Genomic DNA, 5,060 nt, shown 5'->3' on the forward strand with positions numbered 1-5,060 from the left:
TTGAACAGCCGCTAAGTACAAGGGCTGTTCAACCTAACTGCCCTTACTGCCAATAGGCTGTTGAGCGACGATCGCTCGAAACAAACGGTACTGAAGCAGTGCAGCTCGCAGGGGCGCAAGTTCCACCGTATATGGGGAAGTTGTTTGCTTTCCGCCCATCTACCTTGACCGTAAAGCGATAGGTCCTGCCACCGGATACGGTTTGGTCCTGGTCGCGATACTGTTGCCGGATGTTGAACGAATCGGCACTTGATGTCGTGCCCCCACCTGTCGATGTACCACCACCTGTCGATGTACCACCGCCCGCAATCTGCCCTTCCTGCCAGTAGGTCTTGATACGGCCATCGCTACTTCCGAAGGGGCTAGAGCTGGTACAGGTAACCGGAACGCAAGTGGAGCCATATATCGGGTAGTTGGTCACTGGTTTGCCATCGATGATAACGCTGAAGGTGTAGGCACGGCCGTTGTATTCCACTTGGTTGCCATGGCGATATTGTTGGCCGGCTACGAATGTCGTGGAGTTCGGCGTCGTAGGATTAGTGGTGCCACCATTTTCCAATACCCACTGACCTATGGTGCGGCCATCTTTACTTCTCCAGGCAGCCTTGGTTGGCACACAATTCTCGCCATATAAGTAAAAGTCGGAGGTTGGTTTACCATCGGACACGATGGAAAGTCTGTAATTCTTGCCGTCATACATGACTACGTCACCATTGAAGTACTTCTTTGCAGCCTGGAAAGTGGATTTGCCAGTGGGGCCTGACTTTTCGTTATCAATGCCCTTGGCATTATTTCTTCCGCCGTAGTAGCGGGCTCCCGCAAAGGTACCGCCAGTGTTAACCGTGTCGAGCCAGCTATTGAACTCGCTGTCGTAACGGGTACCGATTTGGTTCAATAGAATTCGATTGTATTCTTTATAGTCGCCCGACCGTAGAGCCGCGAGAAGTTGTTCGATGTTGTCGCGATGACGCTCAAACATGAAACGCACAGCTAGGTAGCCCCATTTGTAGCAACGTACCACTTGGTCCGCCATTTCATAGGAATTATGAAAGATCGTGCTGAGTGCGTAGGTTTTTTTCTTGCCAAATTCAATGGCTTCTGGATTGTCGTTCTTGTACGAGAAGTATTCAGCCGCGCCTTCCATCCACCATACGATGTTGCTGCTTCTGTAAGCGTCACCGTAGGACTTGAAGTTGTAGATATTATCGATGTAGTGGATGAATTCGTGTTCCAGGTTCCAAAGTATTTTATTGCCTGCGGGCCCTGTCGTTATTCCGTCTTTGTGAAAGGCGTAGAAGCGCTGAATATTGCCAGGTTTGCTAGGATCATCTTCCATGGTGATTCCACCATTACCGGTGCCGATGCCGTACATGGCACCACCGTACTTTTGGTATTCTTCATTGGATTTGAAGGCGATCACTTCCAAGCCAGCGTTGAACTTGGTGGGGATGATATTGGCCTTACTCGGGTCCAACCCGAACATGGATTGGGTGAACAACCTGTGCTCCTCCAGTAGCAGTCTGCAGGACTCAGCCAAGTCGGCATCAGAGAACCCTTGCGAACGGATCTTGATATTGGGTGCGCAGTTGCGTTCGCTGGTCAGCGTTATTTTTTCCCATCTCTCTGTGACATCGCACGCGTTGGCGTTGTAGCTGCTGCAATTCTCCTTATCGTACCTATTTATCCCCCCGGTGGCGGCGAGCCAAATCGTATCGCCATACCCTTGAAAGCTATAGCGGGCCATGGTGTCACGTAATATGGGAAGGACTTCTTGCTTGAGTTCCGGCAATTCCAGCATGCCTGCCAGCCCCACCATGGCTTCAACAAGCATCTTTTCGTCCTTGGTACCGATTAGAGTCTCATGGTTGCGTATCAGGTTACTGAAGGATTTAAGGTAGCTGGTATCGCGCTTGACTATGGCAACAGCGGCGGGGACGTGTTTGACGCGTTGAATCAACTCCGCTAGATAATAAGTAGAGTTTGAAAGAGGAGATTCACTTCGTATAAATTCAGTAGTGACTCCATCCATTCTAGTTTTGATTATTGGTAGGAAATTGGTTAATTCATCAAGGAGATGGATCATTTTATAGGAGCCTGCCATGACCTGCCCATTACCTTCCGAAATCCTACGCGAGTTATTGGAAGTCAGCAGTGAGCGCAGGCCGGGAACGATTTCATCCTTCAGCGCGTTGCTGTACTTTGGTAATTTGAGGGTGAACTGGCGATAATAACCTGCACGCAAGTATTCCTGCAGTCTATCAATTTGAGTTTCATTAGTACTGTTGTAGTTGGCAGCAAGCCGGCGATATTCTCTTGCTATATCCAACATTATTGATTCGTGGAATAAAATGGATGCTTGTGCGTCGGAGGCGCCAAATATTTGTTGCCTACATTCTTTGGATATGACTTTCTCTATCAGATCCCTGCCGCGGTATCTGGTTATTTCATCAACATCGCAGGGAGTATCTGCAGAGTCGGCCATCATCCGAGCCATTGCCTTAGGACTAAGATTTTCTGATTGTTGAGTTTGCTTTGCGGTTTTTACAGCCCCGTGAATTTGGATGGTATTCTCGGGTAAGCCGACATCGGCCAGGGCAAGATTAATAGTCAGTGAACTTAGTGCCATTAAGCAAGCTAGCGTTGTGCGTTTGAGTGTAATGGTCATATCAGCAGTGCTCCGAATAACGATGTTGGAAAGCAGTGTTTGATTTGGGAAGGCAGCGCAGCAAATAAGGTCTAACCGTCCCATAAGCAGGCGTACCGCCACATGAAAACAACACCGTATTCTGATCTACGAAAACGGTGCTGCAGGTTATGACAAAGGCATTGTGTATGTCAAAGGCATAATTCGGTATAAATTGGCATCTAAGCCATTTATTTGGTTGGTCGCTCTATTGCATTTGGAAGGTAACTGGCTGTTCACAAGCACTGGTGCGGGTTTCGAGGGCAATGCTCTCAACTTAAACTATTTTCCTTGATCTACAGCTAGGGAAGTGGCATTATATAAATAAGCTAACTCATTGATTATTTTAACAATATGAACTCAAACGCCCGCTCATGCCGAGTTGCTTTCCGAGTTCAGTTCCTTTCTGCTTGATCCTGCCCTTGCTGATCTCGTTCGCCTAAATCCTACCGCTTTTACCCGCGATCGAACCCTGACTTTGCCGCGCATGGCTGCGATGATGCTCTCTGGCATGTGCACCAGCGTGCAGACCGGTCTCGATGGCTTTTTTGCCTCCCTTTCTGGTCAAGCTGGCCGCTCCAGACAAGACAACGCACAGGCTTTCAGCAAAGCACGGCGCGGGTTTTCCGCACAGTTGTTCGATCTGATCAATCAACACCTGCTAAAACTAGCCGCACCTCGCATCGATGGCGATCAATGGCATGGATTTCGGGGCGTCGCGGCTGATGCTTCCCGTTTGCAGGTGGCCACTCGCGAAGGCGCGGAACTCAATGTCGATCACTATGCCTTTGCATTGTTTTTACCTGGAGCAGAACTCACGCTGCATGCCAGTCTGCACCCTGCGGATGGCAGTGAGCGCCAGATGCTCTACGAGGTCTTGCCCAGCTTGTCGGCATCCGATCTACTGGTGCTCGACCGAGGTTATGTCGGCAACACCATGGCGGCAGCCATTGCCCAGGCCAATCTGCATTTCTGCCTGCCCGTAGACCGGAGTGGCTTGCGCTGCGTCGCGGATTTCCTCAGCAGCAATCTGACCGAGTAGGTCATTACCCTGATGCCCCGCACGCCCGCGATGCCAGCACTGACGAATTCGCCCAAACCGGCACAACGGTTCGTCTGATCCAGGATGTGACACCCAGCGGTAAAGTCCGTGTGCTGATGACCAACCTACTCGATGCCGAGCGTTTTCCTGCTGCCGATTTCGGTGCGCTTTACCACCGACGCTGGCGGATCGAAGAAGCGTTCAAACGCCTGAAGCACCATCTCTGGCTGGAGTCGCGGTATCCGGCCTGAGCTATCTGGCGCTGCAGCAGGATTTTGCTGCAAAAGTGCTGGCCGATAATCTGTGTGCGCTAGTGGTCGGGAGCGATGTTCCCGCTTCCGCCGATTCTCGCCCCAATCGGACCTACGCCATGGGTGCTTTGGGCGGCATTCTGGCGGGCTGCGTCCTTGGTGTGAAGGCATGCCTTGCGCTCCTGGCCCCAACCCTTGACGCTGCCAGTCAGTACCGCTGTCGTATCCTGCCTGACAGGCACTACCCGAGACCTCAAAGAACCAAACCGCATAAGCATTCAAACTACAAGGGGAATCAATGAGTTGAGCTTAAGCTGAGAGCATTGCCTCCGGGTGGGTGGGCAATGACGTTCGCTGCCGGCAGATCGGGGTAATTGGAACAGTGTTTTCAAGCGGTTTTCACGCTGGTCTGCGCTGGGCGTGTGGGAGCAGCTCCTCACATTTCAAGCGCCAGCACCTGACGCACGGGCGCGCACGCGGCACGATGGGGCAACCCTAATGCCCTGTGAATCCCATGAGTGAACAAATGCTAAAACTCCAAGTCCTGCTATCAGCGGTGGACCGCCTGACCGCGCCGCTACGCAGCGTCAGCGCGGCCAGCCGCGAGACGGCCGGCAAGGTGGACGCCATCCGCAAGCAGCTAAAGGCGTTGAACGCGCAGCAAAGCAACGTGAATACGTTCACCGCGCTAAGGAAGCAGGCCAGTGCATCCACCGAGGCATTGCATAAAGCCAAGGCCAAGCTTGTCGAGTTCAAAGAAAAGACCGAGCAGGCCAGGGCCGAGCTGGAAAAGCTCGAAAGCGAATTTAGGGCGGCGCAGAACGCGACCCGTAACTACAGCGAGAAAGCCAAGCTCGCCGGTAAGCAGGTTAAGCAGTTAGGCAAAGACCACATTGCACTGGCCGGGCCGCTTCGCGCCGCGAAAGCCCGCTTGCACGAGACCGGCGTGAGCGTTCGGCAACTATTCACCCGGCAACTAAGTGTTGATCAGGCGGCGTACTTGATCCTGGGGTCTTCGAAATAGGAGCACACTCGTTCCGGGGTGTTTTCCAACATCTCCATATGGGCTTTGGTCGCTTGCTTG

General features: G+C 52.2%; 4 protein-coding genes. 3 read left to right on the forward strand and 1 reads right to left on the reverse strand.

Features of this window, described 5'->3' with window-relative positions; all coding sequences use genetic code 11:
• Positions 1 to 43: 43 nt before the first annotated feature.
• Positions 44 to 2,665, reverse strand: coding sequence for a collagenase (locus tag CSQ89_RS19745; RefSeq protein ID WP_158229060.1), 2,622 nt, complete (start codon positions 2,663 to 2,665; stop codon positions 44 to 46).
• Between the two features lie 400 nt (positions 2,666 to 3,065).
• Between CSQ89_RS19745 and CSQ89_RS23340 the strand changes: the two genes are divergently transcribed.
• From CSQ89_RS23340 to CSQ89_RS19760, 3 genes are all read left to right on the forward strand, one after another.
• A complete protein-coding gene (locus tag CSQ89_RS23340) occupies positions 3,066 to 3,725 on the forward strand; it encodes a hypothetical protein (RefSeq protein WP_233203346.1) in 660 nt (219 codons plus the stop codon).
• Positions 3,686 to 3,976, forward strand: a complete 291-nt coding sequence (locus CSQ89_RS23930; protein ID WP_374701384.1) for a transposase — start codon at positions 3,686 to 3,688, stop codon at positions 3,974 to 3,976. The genes CSQ89_RS23340 and CSQ89_RS23930 overlap by 40 nt, the downstream gene beginning before the upstream one ends.
• 526 nt (positions 3,977 to 4,502) lie before the next feature.
• Positions 4,503 to 5,000 (forward strand): hypothetical protein, encoded by a 498-nt coding sequence (locus CSQ89_RS19760; protein WP_099407742.1) that lies wholly within the window; start codon positions 4,503 to 4,505, stop codon positions 4,998 to 5,000.
• The last annotated feature ends 60 nt before the right edge of the window (positions 5,001 to 5,060 follow it).

The sequence above is a fragment of the Chitinimonas sp. BJB300 genome (assembly GCF_002735695.1).
Lineage (GTDB): Bacteria > Pseudomonadota > Gammaproteobacteria > Burkholderiales > Chitinimonadaceae > Chitinimonas.